Origin of the sequence: Kordiimonas lipolytica (genome assembly GCF_042651265.1) — a bacterium.
GTDB classification, from domain to species: Bacteria; Pseudomonadota; Alphaproteobacteria; order Sphingomonadales; family Kordiimonadaceae; genus Kordiimonas; species Kordiimonas lipolytica.
Window position 1 is genome coordinate 1 of sequence record NZ_JBHSCR010000031.1, and the last position, 15,963, is coordinate 15,963.

The 15,963-nt window shown below is 47.5% G+C and carries 13 protein-coding genes and 1 pseudogene; 1 reads left to right on the forward strand and 13 read right to left on the reverse strand.

The window, feature by feature from the left end; genetic code table 11:
- Nucleotides 1-158 precede the first annotated feature (158 nt).
- From ACFO5Q_RS16920 to ACFO5Q_RS16930, 3 genes are all read right to left on the reverse strand, one after another.
- Nucleotides 159-452, reverse strand: a complete 294-nt coding sequence (locus ACFO5Q_RS16920) for a hypothetical protein (RefSeq protein WP_068148701.1) — start codon at nt 450-452, stop codon at nt 159-161.
- Nucleotides 453-472: 20 nt separating this feature from the next.
- Nucleotides 473-1,810, reverse strand: a complete 1,338-nt coding sequence (locus ACFO5Q_RS16925; protein WP_068148707.1) for a porin family protein — start codon at nt 1,808-1,810, stop codon at nt 473-475.
- 126 nt (nt 1,811-1,936) lie between these two features.
- Complete coding sequence (locus tag ACFO5Q_RS16930; protein ID WP_068148710.1) at nt 1,937-2,329, reverse strand: hypothetical protein; 393 nt, start codon at nt 2,327-2,329, stop codon at nt 1,937-1,939.
- A 158-nt stretch (nt 2,330-2,487) separates the two neighbouring features.
- On the opposite strand from ACFO5Q_RS16930, the gene ACFO5Q_RS16935 reads away from it, so the two are divergent.
- Nucleotides 2,488-2,889 (forward strand): MerR family transcriptional regulator, encoded by a 402-nt coding sequence (locus ACFO5Q_RS16935; protein WP_231727267.1) that lies wholly within the window; start codon nt 2,488-2,490, stop codon nt 2,887-2,889.
- A gap of 62 nt (nt 2,890-2,951) precedes the next feature.
- Here the strand turns inward: ACFO5Q_RS16935 and ACFO5Q_RS16940 are convergent, their stop codons facing one another.
- From ACFO5Q_RS16940 to ACFO5Q_RS16985, 10 genes and pseudogenes are all read right to left on the reverse strand, one after another.
- Nucleotides 2,952-3,446: a c-type cytochrome gene (locus ACFO5Q_RS16940; RefSeq protein ID WP_197421136.1), complete on the reverse strand. Its 495-nt coding sequence runs from the start codon at nt 3,444-3,446 to the stop codon at nt 2,952-2,954.
- A gap of 469 nt (nt 3,447-3,915) precedes the next feature.
- A complete protein-coding gene (locus tag ACFO5Q_RS16945) occupies nt 3,916-6,156 on the reverse strand; it encodes a TonB-dependent receptor family protein (protein ID WP_197421138.1) in 2,241 nt (746 codons plus the stop codon).
- Between the two features lie 325 nt (nt 6,157-6,481).
- Nucleotides 6,482-7,330, reverse strand: coding sequence for a cation diffusion facilitator family transporter (locus ACFO5Q_RS16950; protein WP_068148714.1), 849 nt, complete (start codon nt 7,328-7,330; stop codon nt 6,482-6,484).
- Nucleotides 7,331-7,406: 76 nt separating this feature from the next.
- Complete coding sequence (locus ACFO5Q_RS16955; protein ID WP_068148719.1) at nt 7,407-10,541, reverse strand: efflux RND transporter permease subunit; 3,135 nt, start codon at nt 10,539-10,541, stop codon at nt 7,407-7,409.
- 11 nt (nt 10,542-10,552) lie between these two features.
- A complete protein-coding gene (locus tag ACFO5Q_RS16960; protein WP_082719917.1) occupies nt 10,553-11,830 on the reverse strand; it encodes an efflux RND transporter periplasmic adaptor subunit in 1,278 nt (425 codons plus the stop codon).
- 24 nt (nt 11,831-11,854) lie between these two features.
- Nucleotides 11,855-13,069, reverse strand: a complete 1,215-nt coding sequence (locus ACFO5Q_RS16965) for a TolC family protein (RefSeq protein WP_068148725.1) — start codon at nt 13,067-13,069, stop codon at nt 11,855-11,857.
- Between the two features lie 74 nt (nt 13,070-13,143).
- Complete coding sequence (locus tag ACFO5Q_RS16970; protein WP_156431980.1) at nt 13,144-13,455, reverse strand: hypothetical protein; 312 nt, start codon at nt 13,453-13,455, stop codon at nt 13,144-13,146.
- A 509-nt stretch (nt 13,456-13,964) separates the two neighbouring features.
- A pseudogene (locus ACFO5Q_RS16975) lies at nt 13,965-14,444 on the reverse strand (toll/interleukin-1 receptor domain-containing protein).
- Nucleotides 14,445-14,488: 44 nt separating this feature from the next.
- Nucleotides 14,489-15,493, reverse strand: coding sequence for a caspase family protein (locus tag ACFO5Q_RS16980; RefSeq protein ID WP_068148728.1), 1,005 nt, complete (start codon nt 15,491-15,493; stop codon nt 14,489-14,491).
- 9 nt (nt 15,494-15,502) lie between these two features.
- Nucleotides 15,503-15,853, reverse strand: a complete 351-nt coding sequence (locus ACFO5Q_RS16985) for a TIR domain-containing protein (protein WP_082719919.1) — start codon at nt 15,851-15,853, stop codon at nt 15,503-15,505.
- Between the last annotated feature and the right edge of the window lie 110 nt (nt 15,854-15,963).

A 15,963-nucleotide genomic window follows, 5' to 3' on the forward strand; every position in this document is an offset into this window, starting at 1 on the left:
CTGCTTAACTTAAAACAAGATATGAGATCAAAACCTCTCTTATTTTAAGCGCCTACTGGTAACAATTTATCTGACGACGGACAGTTCGCATGAACGGTAGAACCAAGACTTAGGGCCAATGCAGATGCCACTGATAAATAGGTTCTCATATGCAGCCCCTATTTGTTGCTAGCGCGTAGAAACGCTTCAATATCGCGCGCTACGTCGCCAGGGATATTTCCGCGTACTCGCATGTGAGTGACATCGACATGCCATTCTTCGTCAGAGTTATCTTGTGCACTTCTCATGTTGTGGCAGCGAGCGCAGGTTTTTGCCCAGGCTTTTGCGCCTCGCGCAAACTGTTGAGGATCTACTTTTTCCTTTGTCTGCTGCGCAGTTGCTGCTCCAAAACTAAGGAAACCAACGAACCCGGCTATCGCCAGAAATGGTAGCATTGCGTTAATTTTTCGCATTGTCATTCTCCTTTCTATATTTAGAAACCGTAAGAGAGCTGGAATTGAAGGCGAGTATCGTCTTCTCGGTGTTCAGCGAGGTAGTTACGAAATTCGAGGCCTGTCTTGACGACCACAGAAGGACTGACCCAATAGTTCAGGCCAACATTGAATCTCTTCTCGCTGAGTTCATCTTCCAGCTCGTGGTCACCCTCTGCTGTAAAGCGTCCGTAACGAACCATCGGCTCGAGCTTATGAATGAAGGCCGAATCAGTCACGCCAGACAAACGGTAAGCAGCTTGCGCGTACCAAGCCTCCCATGAAATGGGTTCTGGTGCATCGCCGTGATCGTCGTCACCACCTAATCCTTTCAGATCGGCGGTTAGATACTCGGCGCGGATATCCCAGTTGCCTCCGGTATAGGCCATATCAAAGCCCCAAAGGTCGTAATCGCTTTGTGCAACGTCAGCAATTACCTCTTCGGCGTCATCATGGTCATCCTCGACTTCTACCTCATCATCGTGACCGTCGCCCTCTTCTTCGGCTTCAGGCGCGATCTTGGCCGTCAAGAATGAGCCACCAATTTCCAGGTTGTCGAATGGGAAAAAAGCTAGGCGGCCGCTAAGAGCTTTGTTGGAATTATCATCGCGGCCAAAACCTTCGAGCTCGACTCCGTCATGGCCCGCTCTTGGGCCGTTCCCGAGAGAAACCGAATAGGTAAATAACTTTTCACCAATGGGTACCCCGCCACGCAGCATCAAACCAACCTCACTAAGAGGCTGGATACCACCGTGCCCGAAACCAGCCGGGGCGTTGGTCGCCCTGTTGATCCAACTGGGATGCAGTCTTTCTTGGAACTGCCCTACGGGACTAAGAAATTTACCGGCAACTAAAACAGCATTGTCATGGAGTAGGAAATCAAGCTGGCTATATTCAAGCGCAATGTCGGTTTCGCCGGTGTTTGAGGTCTTAATTTCAAACTCTGATTCAAAAAGTACAATGTCTTTGAACTGGAAATGGAAGGCAGGATTGAATTTGCCACTTGTAAAGGTGTCGGCGTTTTCACCATCACTAAATTCAATTCCCACATCAGCATAACCGGCCAGGTGCCAGCTATTGGCTCTCACAACATCTTTTGCCGCTATAGCGCTAACAGCTTTTTTTTCTGCCTTTTCAGCCACCTTTTTCGTATCAGCAGCTTGTTTCTTAGTCTCCTTAAGTTGTTCTTTCAGTTTTTGAATTTCGCTCTCAAGTGAATTCAATCGCTCAAGAAGTTTTACCTCATCTGCATCCTGTGCATGTAGAGGTGCGGTAAGGCCTGAAGTGGCTACAGCAGTTGCCATAGTCGCGGCGATACCCCAGTAAGAAATTGCTTTCATAGCAATTCTCCCAAAATAACGTGATTATGATTATTAGGTAGTCAGATGAGGCCTGTTAGCCGCCCTTGCCCGGTTCATAGAAAGGGTTCAAGGTGTCATAAAGGCGCGGGCAGCCGACCTCGGCTGCTATGCTTTTGGGGGATGGGGAGCGACTTCTGGGTGAAGGGAGTGGAGCTGCTGCTCAACTGGCAAAATAAGTGTTTCTGCTAACAAGTCAGCATTTGCCAACGGATTAGATTGAGCAAAAAAGAGGGGGGTTGAATGCACCATCTCGTTGCTGCTTGCGTCTGCTGTATGGTCGAGATCGACGGTAAAGTGACCGCAAAATGCCTTGCTTATTTGATCACTGTTCACGTTCGCACTAGCCTGGCCTAGTTGGCTCAGGAGATCGCCAAAATCAGTAGCGCAGGTTGCAATAGCCGGTGAGTCTGAGGCTTCCACCTCATGACTCACTGTTCCTGGTGTAACCGCGAGGGCGACAATCAATAAAAGGAACAGAATGTGTTTTAGCAGGCTCACAACCCTACCTCTCCTTACATGCAGGAGACCCCAACTGAGTAATCTTGTGTTTGACTTACGTCAAGCAGTACCAAAAAAAAGCTTATCGAACCAAACTCTTTAGTATATAGTCTGGACAAGGGTTCAAGGTATTCGACACTTATTCTTGAGGTTTAGTGATGAATGCCGTTATGAAAATTGGGGAAGCAGCCGCGTCTGTCGGACTGCCCCAAAAGACTATCAGATACTATGAAGATATTGGTCTGGTCGCGCCACTGCGCTCGGATAATGGATTTCGCTATTTCCGGCCAAGCGATGTCCAAGCTCTGGCGCTGGTAAAAAACGCCCGAGACCTGGGGTTCAGTCTTGCTGAGAGCAAAACTCTTCTGGAACTCTACCAGAATCCCAATCGCAGCAACGCTGCCGTTAAAGAATTTACCACAGAGCATCTGAAGCGTATTGAAGAGAAGATTGAACACCTGACAAACCTTCATGACCAGCTCAGTGACATGACAAAAAGGTGCAACGCCGACGGCAAGTCTGAATGTGCTATTTTAGACTCGCTGGTCGATCTTCACTAGAAATAGCTTTGAAGGGTGGCTCGGTCTGCTGGACTTGGCTACCCTCTTTTAAAACCTGATCTTCATTGACCACTTTCAGCAATTCTACGCTCCATCTCGTCGTGACGTTGTCGAATGCCAGCTGGCCATCTGTTTTTAATGAATGACAGAACGGCGACTATTTCTTCATCAGTAAGTGTATCTTCATATGCTGGCATGTCGCTTTTATAAGTACCAGTTCCGGCCATTGCTGCGGGTCCAAACTTTGTTACGGCAAATAATGTTTGTTCAGGGTGGTGCCATGTATGACCAGAAGCGTCGTGAGGTGGTGCAGGCATTCGGCCATTTGGCTTGCGCTGTTTCCAGTTTGGCTCACCTTCGAGATTTGCACCGTGGCAGGCCGCGCACTGTTCTTCATAAATCCTCTTGCCTATCTCAATGATTTGGGGGTTATTTGGCTGCAGTTTTACAACAAATTTATTCGTTTGTTCGGCCGACCATAACAGGTACAGCAAAATTGCTCCTAGAACTACGGCAGCGGATAGCTTCAGATATGAATTGAAGGCACTTTTAGACACAGATGCGCACTTCTCTTTGTTCGTTAGTTGAGTCCTTGTTTAAGTAGATGAGCTTAGTTATTCCAGTTACCGGAAGGTCAAGCATAAACTTTACATCAATATTGATTTTCTTAGGCGTTATCTCCGTAGCTCTTAAGCTAATATATTAGCAAGTTCTAATAGAAATTTCCCCATACTGGTTACCAGTTGAACTGCTGACGTGTTGAATGTAACACTCGCCTTCTTTTTAGGCACACTACCCAGAACAATCCAATAACACTTCCCAATCTATCAAATCTGGTTTTGATAGCCTAATTGGAGAAGGCTGGTGAAATGCCTGTTACTGTAGTTTGCCGATGTAATTAACTAAACTGATAATTGGATCGCTGCATTATAAGAGGTGACTGACAGCCACATAGGGGTTCGCAGCAAAAGGGAAGCTATTACCTTCCCTCTCCCTGACAAGCTTTCTTACTATCATTCTAGATAATTAGAAGGTGAATTTGACACCGCTGGTCCACGTACGGGGCTTGCCAGGTAGCAGGCCTATCGGGCGACGCGCAACCGAGTAGGTTTTGTCAAAAAGATTATCGATAGTCGCGAATAGTGTGATGGCCTCAGATACCTGATACTGTGCAGCCAAGTCAAAAACCACCCGGCCATCAACACGATCGCTGGAGGCGATTTCACCGGATCCGGCGGTTACTCGAGTGGCTGAGACATAATTTGCCTGCAAGACAAAGCTAAAGTTATCATTGTTCATGCCCGCGCTCATTGTTAGCTGATGTCTTGACAGGTAAGGAAAATCGTCTCCCCTCACAACGTCGCCCCAGAAACTGCCCTCAAAATCCGTACCGAACTCGGCGTCAGTAAACGTATAGTTTATATACAGAGGCAGCTCCCAGTCGCCATCGAACGCCGCAGTGTATCCTGCTAAAAACTCCAGTCCCATGATCCGCGCTTCACCGCCATTGAATTGATCGCCGATTTCGGCATCGGAGCAACCAACAGCTGCGGTGCAAGTTCCAAGTATGTTCGAATAATCGCTGTAGAAGGCCATTCCTTCAACATAGGCACCGTTGTTGTCATAGATGGCGCCGAATTCAAAATTTAGACTTTTTTCTTCCTGCGCGTCAGGGTTTCCTGCGCCAGGAGGGTTGAAACCTTTAAAGATACCGCCTGTTAAGGTGAGGTTTTTATTGACCTCATATCTAATGCCCAGGCCCGGTACAAAAGTGTTTACGTTAGTGGTCTCACGTGCATTTTCGAGGCCGCTGCGTTCTGGATCATCGCCGGCCCAGTCGGAGCGGTTCAGTTCGATGCTTTCAAAACGAATCCCCGGTGCAATAGTCCATTTGCCAAAACTAATTGTGTCCTGAACGTAAAACGCCCAAGCGTTAGCACTCACTAGCCGGTTGCCCGCACTGCCAAGGCTCGTTTCCGAAGCAAACTGCAATCTGCCTCCAACTACCGTATACTGCTCGTTATATTGCAGCCTGTCTTCATAGTCTTTGTGATAGCGAGCGGATATCTCCAGATCGTGAACTAAATCACCCGAGGTGAATGGAATTGCAATGACGGATTGTATACCTTTTGATACATAGGACCGTGCATTATGCCGGATCCGAATAGCTCCCTCAGCGCTGTCCGCATTCCCTCTCAGCCAGGACAGTTCCGTTGAACAAGCAACAGGGTTATCCAGGACGAACTGCCCTTTGTTGCAGCCCTCGCTAACCGTATTCTTCAAGTCATGAAACTTGAACCAGTCACGCTTAAATTCGTTTCGGTAGGCCGTCGTTACCAACTCCAAGCCACTTTCTAACTGCAACTCATGGGTGATTTGAACCTGTTCATGTTCCGTATCAATATTGTCCAGCTCAGAAGCGACATAGCGTTGAAAGGGGTCAGCCTCAAAATCCGCATCGGTCAGGCCAAGGTATGTTTCGTTCGAGTCACCATCGGTCTTGGTAAGCTTAATCTCAAGAGCCTGTTGTACCGCTGCATTTTCGTCGGTAAATAAACGGAGTTTGGCCAGATAGTCTTCTATATCGTAACCAGTGTCAGAACCATTTGTTAGGCTCTTAAAACCATCATTGTTACTGTCGAACACTTCGACGACACCCGCAATATTTTTGCCTGTACCGCCAGCAACTCCATGAAGTGTACGCAGTCCATCACTGCCGATGCTTAAATTAGCAAAACCGCCAAAACCTTCTGGTATTGAACGGCTGACGAGGTTGATAGCTCCCCCAACTGAACGGGGTCCAAACTTGACAGCTGCAGAACCCTTACGAACTTCAATAGCTTCCATTCTTCCTGCCGTCGGGAAATAGTAGGCAGAGGGCGATGCATAGGGGGCTGGCGCGATCAATACACCGTCTTCCATCAAAGTAATTTTAGCCGAGCGTTCGACGCCCGAACCGCGGAGGCCTATGTTTGGCCGCAACCCATAACCATCCTCTTCTTGCAGATTGACGCCAGGCACAAGGCGTAGAACTCTATTGATGTCCTGGTACTTAAAAATTTCAAGGTCTTCGGCGCTGAGGCGAGTTGCAGAACCGATCACATGCTTACGATCGGTTGTCTTACCGATTACCTGAATTCGCTCTATTGCGATGTCGATTAGGTCCATTTCGGCATGGTCAGAAATCGCATTGTCGGCCGCGTAGACTTGGGAGGCGCCTGCCATGAGTGCAACCACTGCTGCGGTGGTGTGAAGACTGCGGTTCATTGAGTGTTCCTTCGGGTCTTGATAATTATTCGCGTTATTAATCACATCAGCTATCATCCCAAGCTGCTTTCTGCAAGTGATTATTAATTGAAGTTACAAGGAGGCCCGTTGAACAGCCCATTATTCCAGGCGAAGTGGCTCGATTATCGTACCTAGGTTCACTGCGAGACATAACGCTTTAGAAATTTCAACCATTCGAATGACATTCGGTACCGTCCTGCAAACTATAAATCTGAGAATGCAGTTGTTGAATATGCCTTGCGGAGCCACATTGACAATCGACTTGCTTGGATTGTCTCAAAAGGCATTCCTGAATAGCTTCCTTTTATTCAGTACTTTCAATAGTACAGTGTGTGATTTTGAACTGCGTTTCTAAAAGTGATCGCATTAACTTCTTAGTTTCTTCTATGTTACCGGCAATCTGCGCATGCCCTTCAAAAAACAACTTGTTTTCGTCCAGTTGCCAAACATGAATATGTGAAACAGATTTCACATGATCTAGTTTTTCCAGCTCATTCTGCATGACCTTTATATCTAGCCCCTCCGGTACCGCTTGCATTAATATCTTGATTGCTTTTTTGAGCAGTAAACATCCATGAAATATTACGTAAAGAGATATCCCAATTGTAGCTATTACATCTACTACATATAGATCGTAAAATATTATGAGAACGCCAGCAAAAATAACGGCTACAGACGCCATAGCATCTGACACATTATGTATGAATGCAGCTCGAATATTCATGTTATTTCTGGCGCCGGATTTGTATGTCAGTATTGCCGTTAAAACGTCAATTATAAGCGCGATACCAGCGACCCAGATAACAATCCAACCGTCGATAGGTATAGGATTAAGGTATTTGTCGATAGCCTCGATAACCAGATAAAGTCCGATTAGAATAAGTGTAGTGCTGTTAATCACAACTCCCAAAATTTCCGCCCGTTTATATCCATATGTCATAGATGGGGTTGCTGGCTTTGCGCCAATTTTCCGAGCTAGAATTGCAACAACTAAAGCACCAGCATCGCTCAAATTGTGAAGGGCATCCGCAATGAGTGACAGGCTTCCCGAAAGCATACCACCGATCACTTGTGCGACAGTAAGTAGAATATTGATCAACACCGCTATGGTTAGCTTGCCGTTATGCTCGTGGGGATGAGAGTGGTTCGCCATTTCAGTCTCCAGGAAGGATAATCGTTTGATCTGAGCGCGACTTTTCAGCCGCGCTCAAAGTATCTATTTAGACAGCCTAATCTGCGGCCAGGATCCGTTTAGAAAACACGGGATAGAGGCATGGGAGGACGAGTAGCGTCAGTGCAGTCGCACTAAACAGGCCCCCAACGATAACTGTTGCCAATGGTCGCTGGATCTCCGCACCCACTCCATCCGAAAGCAACATAGGAATAAGGCCAAGGGCGGAAGTAAGGGCGGTCATCAAAACCGGGCGTAAGCGGGATACTGTTCCTCTAAACACCGCCTCGCCCATGGCAACGCCACCTTTTGCCAATCCATTAATGCTTTCCACAAGCACCACACCATTCAGTACTGCAACACCGAAGAGCGTAATAAAGCCGACTGAACTGGGTACTGAAAGATATTGACCAGAAAGAAGAAGCGCAAAAATGCCGCCGACAAGGGCAAGCGGGACATTCACCAAGATTAACAGTGCCTGCCCAATTGAACCGAAGGCGAAGTACAACAGCAAAGCAATTAGTAAAACTGAAACAGGAACCACGAGGGCTAAACGACCTTGTGCTCGTTGCTGGCTTTCAAATTGTCCACCAATTGTCACGCTGTAGCCGGTTGGCAATTCTATCTGTTCACTGATCGCCGTGTTTATGTCTGCTACAACCGAGCCCATATCACGACCTTCAACATTTGATTGAATCACGATCCGGCGTTGGACGTCATCACGCCTAATCTGTGCGGGGCCATCTTTGATTTCGACTTTCGCGACATCAGCAAGCCGGAGTATTGCCCCAGTTGGAGCTGTGAGACGTAAATCTCCAATAGTCCTTTCATTGTTTCGATAAACTTCATCAATTCGAACATAAATGTCGTACCGTTCATTGCCATTGATAACTTGCCCTACTGCTGTACCACCCAGGCCCTTTTCCACCAGGCTCATAACGTCGCCAACAGCGAGTCCATAGCGGGATAGTTTTTCTCGGTTCGGCGAAACAACTAGCTGCGCCTCTCCGCTCACTTGCTCTAGTGCGACGCCGCGGGTGCCCTGCACTCCTTTTACAACGCGCTCAATTTCACGTCCTTTCATTACCAGGGTATCGAGGTCAGGACCGAATAGTTTGATAGCAAGTTGAGCCCTAACGCCAGAAAGCAGTTCATCTACGCGTGTTGCGATGGGCTGGGAGAAATTGAATAAAAGCCCTGGATGTACTGAAAGTTGATCCTGCATTTTTCTTTGCAGCTCGTAGCGGTCTGACGCCGTCTCCCAATCTGATACAGGCTTTAAACCAACATAGATTTCAACGTTGCTGACAGGTTCTGGATCCCCACCAATTTCCGCGCGTCCAATTCGACTTAGCGTGTAGGTAACCTCAGGAAAATTATCGACGAGAATTTTTTCCAATTTGGGGGCTAATGTTAGGGCTGTTTCCAGGCTAGAGGACGGAGCTAAGGTTACACGTATATTGATAGTGCCTTCTTCCAACTCAGGGACGAACTCTGTTCCAATAAACGGCGTACTAGCCATTGCTCCAATAAACAAAGCTGCTGCGCTTGTAATGACAACAGATCGCCTGCCGAGTACCCATTGAAGCAACCGTTGATACCCTCGCTCTATTGGCCGAAGCACGGGGCTTTCTTTAACACTAACGCCTCTTTGGAACATAAAAGTGGCAAGCGCTGGGACAACCAGTAGCGCGACAACTACCGCAGCAAAAACTGCGACCATAATACTGATCGCCATGGGTTGAAATAATTTGCCTTCCACGCCTTCAAACGTAAACATGGGTGTGAAGACCACCAATATTATCAGGGCGGCAAAAAATACGGGCCTTGCAACTTCGCGACCGGCTTCTTGGACGCGAAGCTCATAGCCTCCTTTGCTATCTCCATTGCTCTGTGTAAGATGCTTGAAAATATTCTCGACCATAACCACAGAACCATCAACAAGCATGCCGATGGCGACAGCTAGGCCTCCAAGGGACATTAAGTTTGCCGAGAGTTCCATCATAGACATCACGATAAGCGCCAAACCAATCGAAAGCGGAATCGATAGCAGGACCAAAACCGTGGCACGCAAATTCATCAAAAACAGAGCTAGAATGACAATGATGAATACAAATGCCAATAGAAGCGCTTCGACGACTGTATCAACGGCTTTGGTAATCAAATCCGCTTGGTCATAAAGGGATTCGATTGTCACACCGGAAGGCAACGCCCCCTGGATTATGGGAAGGCGTTCTTGAATGCCGTCAATAGTGGCCTTTGTGTTGGCACCTAACCGCTTGAGTACGATACCGGTCACCACTTCACCGAGTTGTTGAATATTGCCACTCTCATCCCGCTCAGTAAGCGAGACTGCTCCTTGACGAATTTCGCCGCCAAAACCAACCTGTGCAACGTCTCCGATTTTAATGACCACACCGTCTATGGTCTTGATAGGCATATCGGCAATATTACGGAGGCCAGCTTCGCCAGAGGCCAGCCAGCCGGTTCCCCTGATCACCAGTTGCTCCTGACCCCTGTCCATATACCAACCACCTGCGATGCGGTTGTTTGCTTCAATTGTGCCTTCAATCTCCTCAATCGACAGATTGAAGGCTAATAATTTATTGGGATCGAGATTGACCTGATACTGCCGGACTTCGCCGCCAAAGGACAATACTTCGGTCACGCCGTCAATTGGCATCAAAAGAAGCTGGACAACCCAGTCATTCAGGCTTCTGAGTTCAGTAATATCAACGCCGCTATCGGGATCCGCTTTTAAAAGATATTGATATACTTGACCAAGGCCTGAAGTGTTAGGACCTATGTCCGGCACTCCAATACCGCCAGGTATAAGCTCCCGTGCCGCTTGTAGCCGTTCCCCAATTAGCTGACGAGCAAAATAGATATCAGTTCCTTCTTCAAAAACTACCGTGACTATTGAGAGTCCTGTCTTTGATATTGAACGCACTTCAGCTACGTCTGGTAACGCGTACATAACGGATTCGATAGGGAAAGTAATTAACTGTTCCACCTCTAATGCCGCCAGTCCCGGCGCTTCGGTATTGACCGACACCTGGACATTAGTCACATCAGGAAATGCATCCAAATTTAGACGCGGAATCATAAAAATCGCCGCTATCAGGAATGCGCCTAGGCCGAGAACAATTAACAACCTGTTGCGTACCGAGAGATCAATAAGACTATTTAACATCGAGCTTCTCCCTAGTGGCCATGAATATCGAAGCCGGCTTTAGCCTGCTCAGATGCCAGAAAAAACGCACCGGTAAGCGCAATGCGGCTACCAGCATCAATGCCTTCAATCACAGTTAAGCTTGAAGTTTTGCGTACAATGGCCACCTCCTGCGCTCTAAATTGCCCAGTGTCTTCTTCCACGAAAACCTGCCAGTCGCCATCCTGTGACCGCATTAAGGCTGTTTCAGGAACAGCGAGAGCTGGTCCACCACTACTGAGGTTGAATTTTACATTTACGAAATGCCCAGGATGCAATTTTTCGTCGGGATTCTCGACTATCAGGCGGATGACCCTCGTACGTGTCTCATGATCAACTATATGTGCTTGCTGGATAACTCGAGCAGTAAATTCGCCACCATCGCTTTCAATAAGAGCACTTTCCCCTGCCGTAATGGTCTCGCCAAGACTAGCTGGAATCTTAGCTTCGATCCAAAGCTGTCGTTCGTTGGTCAGTTCAGCTAGCTCTGTACCCGTTTCTACCCATGCGCCCTGCACGAAGGAATCGTTTAACACAATGCCTTCGGTAGGAGCGGTTAAGACATATTCACCCATGCTGGGTACAAATCCGGTAGAATCGATTTTGTTCAAGGACGAAGCGCTCATTCCTAGAATGTTCAGTTTCGCCTTTGTCGCTAAATACGATTGTTCCGCCTGAATAAACCTCGGGTTGCCAGTGACAGCCTTCCCCAGAGCCTGAACTCGCACCCATTCATCGCGAGCAACTAGAAAACTCGACTGAGCGACCGCCATTTCTTCGCTAAATAGTGTTGCAATTGGATCGTTTTCTTTAACTCTGGAGCCGAGTGCTATGTGTCGTGCCTTAACAAGCGATGGCGTACGCACACTGACTTTCCAGTTGCTGTAAGCATCACTGAGAACTTCGCCCGGGGCGGAAAGTTGATCTGGAACATTTTGCAGCCACAATGTACCAACCGATATGTTCGCTGCGGCCATTTGGCTACGGGATAGCTCGATTAAGCCTTCTTCCTCGTCACCATGGTCACCTTCATCTCCGTGATCATCTTCGTCATCATGGTCATCTCCGTGATCATCTTCATCATCATGATCATCGTGTCCAGGTTTGTCTTGTTCATCGGGGTTGTAGCCATTGTCCAACCCGTCTGCATTTCCGAGACTAACTTGGTCGGCAGCGGATGCATCAACAGGGAATGATAATATTGAGTTAACTGTTAGCAAAGAGATGCCAAGCATTAGCGCCGTAATTGGAGAATTTACGTTCGTATTCATAATAAGGTATTCCTTGATTTCTTTTTAGTGACGGCCTAGCCAGTCTTTTACCTGCCCCGAAGTGCGAAGCCAGGTAACGAGACTGCGGCGCTGAAGTGCTCTGAGCTTGATGCCCGCGGCAACGCTTTCGCGCCAACGGTCTAGAGCGAGTAGGAACTCGGCGGTACTCATATCTCCCATTTCCCAGCGGGCTTTAAGAAGCTTGAGACCCTCTTCTGGCGCCGCGCCGGTCAAATTATCGTATAAGTCAAGTTGCCTCGTATTTTCCCGCCAGGCTAACAGTGTACCTTCTAATTCAGCACCTATAGCTTGTTGTATTTGACGATAGTCCATTTCTGCGGCCAGGGATCTCCGGCTTGTCGCTTGTTCAGAGGCCTTGAAGGATTTGCTAATATTGAGGGGTACCGAAACATTCACTCCAACGAGGGCGGCACCGCCATCTCTGCCGGCCACAACACCCACCGTTGGGTCTGCTTTTCGATTTTTCTTCGCAATCCCAATCGCTGCTCTCGCAACCTGATACCGCTCATAGGCCTCACGTACCCTTGGAGACTCTGCTAAAAGGATGTCTGTATCAATTGACCCGCTGTCTCGCCAAATTACTTGGTTTGGCAAAGTGGTGAAGTCCGCAAAGCTACTGCCCAATAAGGTCTTTAAGCGGGCTTGGGCTTCTATAGACTTTGTACGTTCTTCAGCAATTGTCGGGTATGCTGACGATAGCGCAAGGGTCGCCAACGTCCCATCCGCATTGCCTAGATCACCATTTTCTAATCGTTTTTTTGTAAGGTCAGCTAAAGCTTGCAGATTAGATGCATGCTTCTCGGCAAGTACCAACTGCAGTCTAGCCGCTTCATATTCAGAAAGCCCAACTAAAACGTCAGCTAGATAGTCTTGGTAAGCAACTTCAAAGGATTGTTTCGCTAGTTTGGCTTGGGCTGTACCAAATTCACGCCGCATCTGCCGTTTTCCGAATAGGTCAAGCGTTTGATTAATGCCAACTTGAAAGTTTGTGGTGTCTTCGTTCACAACATCAAAAGATGCCGTAGGGTTATACAAGAGTGCACTCTTCGCTGTACGGTCATAATTGGCAGCAGATAGACGTTCTTTTAAGGCCTGCACTTGCGGTAGCCTGTGGGTGAAGGTAATTAGGTTTTTTCCCCAATTTTCACCACTTTTTTCCTGCGCATACGCAGGTAGAGAGGCGCTCACTAATGCGAGCGCTATGTATATCGGTTTCATTCCGAAACTCCATAGTCCAACTAGGCTGTGGGCCATGTAGCGCCACAACAAAAAAATTTAGGTTAGATCAGGAGTTATCCTCGAGGAGGACGAACGATATCAAACAAAGGAGATTTATAAGGGTCACCAGCACTTAAGAACGGATTTTGGTTGTCGTGTACACATTGATAGGTGCTTGATGTCTGAGTGGGGATTTTATAATGACCGGCATGACAATGAACACAGTGAAGCGGTGTCTCTTCAGCCGCATCAGGATTAGAATTATCGTCAGCAATATAGACGATATCATGTTCAACAGAAGGCACGATGCTAACAGATTCTGCTGCCTGCACCAAAGTAAGCGCAAATATCGAAAATAACAGCAATGATCCGATTATTCTAAACACACAAGAGTCCTTATCTGAAGCCCGTATATATGTGCCTATGTTAACAGAGTCAATATGGCTTTAGGTCTTAAGCCCCGCCGGTCCTGTTAGTGTTAGCTAGGTTGCACATAGTCCAGTGCGGCGATAATAAAAAATCTTGGCGGAGGTGTTGGGTTCCCAAATTGGCTGCCAATAAAAAGCAAAACTCGAGTATTTCCAACAAAACTGCTCAATTTCTTGCCGATCATCTGAATATCATCAGCTTGTGAAGTAGCCTCATTTGGCTCTAACCTATTTTCGTGTGGTGTATTAGGGAATAAAGAGTTCTCATTTTAGTGGGCCAAATCACTTTACGGCAATTTTCTTTAGTTTTAATGCCGTTCAAAAAAACCAAAAAATGGCGAACCAGCCAATAGGCGTAAGTGCTTTGGTGCTCCAATTGCCTTTTACTTTTCGTTCTGACATTGGACTAATGCGCGACGGCGCCAACCGTTTAAGGCGCCGCCACGCGCTCCCTGGAAAATCCCCATTTAGTACCCACGCCGAATGCTTTGCTTAAGTTCCGTGTGAAAACGGTCAGCCGTGAGTGCGCCGGTGCCTGCTCCCAAGGCCTCACGCAGACGGCGGATGCTACTACCGACTTGTTCGGCCTTGTAAGCCTTTATGAATAAGTCCAGATGAGGCTCTCTGCTCATAATGGGCCACTTACGTAAGTAGTCGGGCAAGTCTGTTTGGCCGATCTTAAATGTCGCTATGCGCCTGTCAACTATGGTCGCTTCGCCTATTTCAAACGGTACCCACCAAGATTGCACAGTGGTTTGAGATGCAATGGCCAGAAGGTGGGTGCACTGCATAATACGTTTGGTTATCAAGGCTGTAATGTCCGATGTAGTCTATGACTCTTGGTCTAGTTTGTCCAAATAAACTGTTATGCCTTCGTTCTGAAGTCGTCTGGAAATCGCGAATGCTTTTTCTAGGTCATTGTGTCGATAACTGATAAAAACAGGCACCTATCACCCTTTCTGCTGTGTTTTATCTATATGCGTAGGATCGCTTATATACGCCCCATCTCGGCTAATTTGCGATAATGGGCACCCGTCGCAGTCAGGCGGCAGCCAGTGGCGTGGACGGCGGCATGCCACATATGGGGTTGATCTAAGGGCCGAACTAGACTGTTGTAGCTGCATTGTTGCAATTCTTTATAGATTCGGACGTTATCTTCGTTGACAGGGATGTGAGTTAGCTCTTGGGCGAATTCACCACGGTCCGGTTCGAAGGAAGGATCTAATGCAAATACATCATTTGCATTTGGAAAGTAGATTGGAAGCCGCCTAAGCACATCCAGAGATACCTTGGGCGGCACGTCTCTGAGCGACATGAATGTTCTAACATTTGCTTTGTAAATGGGCCTTTGGTCCCATACTCCAAGCGTTTGGTCGATATGGCTATATATCGAGGCAGGAGAAATCCGTCCTCTGATGTCTGCGGCCGCTCCGTTAAGCGCATCTAACAGGAGGGAGGTAAATGTTCCATGGCAATTGGCTGGATCTTCCGCCGCTGTACCGGCCCGATCACATGCCGTTAAGATTGTAACACCATTGCCAATAGCTGAAATTTCACCGCCTTGTGCTAACCCCTGCAACTCACCGGCGAAACCCGAATGGCAACTATCTAGAATAATGATGCTGCTTTTGATCCGAGGATGGGCTCTATTGGCCATTGTTAGGATCGTGCTAAGTGAGAGGCCCCAATTAGGTTTGTGACCATCTACGGTTACAAGAAATCCTTGATTTGCAAGAGGATCAATAATGCCGTGGCCTGCGAAATAGAATAGTGCTGTGTCCGCCTCACCGGAAAAGAGTTCCTCAAGAGAATGCGTGAGAGCTGCAGTCGTGACTTCATCTTCATCATCGTTGCTGGTTATGCGTCTGACTGCAAAATTCGGGGATCCGTCCCCGTGGGTCTCCAGTAGAGAGGCAATCTTTGTTGCATCATTCACACAGCCGTTCAGCGGCATGGTTTCATAATCATCAATGCCGATGACAAGTGCCTTGCGCATCACTTTCTCCTATCTGTTTTTGCCTTCAGTCATCATTTGATCAATTGCACTGGCTACATTATCCCAGGTCCATACAATTGTACGATTTCGCTGAAGTCCTTTAGGGAGATTGCTATTTGAATTGGCACCGTCAACGTAAACACCAAACACAGGTACATCTTGGTCGATCGCCATGGAAATTTCCTTCGCAACGCCGGTAGCACTCGCCATTGTCTTTCCGACAAGGACGATCACCATGTTGCATTTGTTAATCTTTTCCTTAACGATTGCTTCCCATTTTGATTGAGGCATGGAGGATTTTGCGGACCAGTCTGAAATCGCAAACGGTGTACTTGAGTTTTTGGACTGCCCAACAAACAGGTTTTTTTCGGTTTCATTATGATCAAAATGTCCGTCGTCAGATAAATTGTTACCAGTAGGCGCTTAAAATAAGAGAGGTTTTGATCTCATATCTTGTTTTAAGTTAAGCA

Excerpts from the sequence above, each read along its gene's own strand:
- ACFO5Q_RS16920 (WP_068148701.1), bottom strand. The coding sequence starts at position 452 with ATGCGAAAAATTAACGCAATGCTACCATTTCTGGCGATAGCCGGGTTC.
- ACFO5Q_RS16925 (WP_068148707.1), bottom strand. The coding sequence starts at position 1,810 with ATGAAAGCAATTTCTTACTGGGGTATCGCCGCGACTATGGCAACTGCT.
- ACFO5Q_RS16935 (WP_231727267.1), top strand. The coding sequence starts at position 2,488 with ATGAATGCCGTTATGAAAATTGGGGAAGCAGCCGCGTCTGTCGGACTG.
- ACFO5Q_RS16945 (WP_197421138.1), bottom strand. The coding sequence starts at position 6,156 with ATGAACCGCAGTCTTCACACCACCGCAGCAGTGGTTGCACTCATGGCA.
- ACFO5Q_RS16950 (WP_068148714.1), bottom strand. The coding sequence starts at position 7,330 with ATGGCGAACCACTCTCATCCCCACGAGCATAACGGCAAGCTAACCATA.
- ACFO5Q_RS16955 (WP_068148719.1), bottom strand. The coding sequence starts at position 10,541 with ATGTTAAATAGTCTTATTGATCTCTCGGTACGCAACAGGTTGTTAATT.
- ACFO5Q_RS16960 (WP_082719917.1), bottom strand. The coding sequence starts at position 11,830 with ATGAATACGAACGTAAATTCTCCAATTACGGCGCTAATGCTTGGCATC.
- ACFO5Q_RS16965 (WP_068148725.1), bottom strand. The coding sequence starts at position 13,069 with ATGAAACCGATATACATAGCGCTCGCATTAGTGAGCGCCTCTCTACCT.
- ACFO5Q_RS16980 (WP_068148728.1), bottom strand. The coding sequence starts at position 15,493 with ATGCGCAAGGCACTTGTCATCGGCATTGATGATTATGAAACCATGCCG.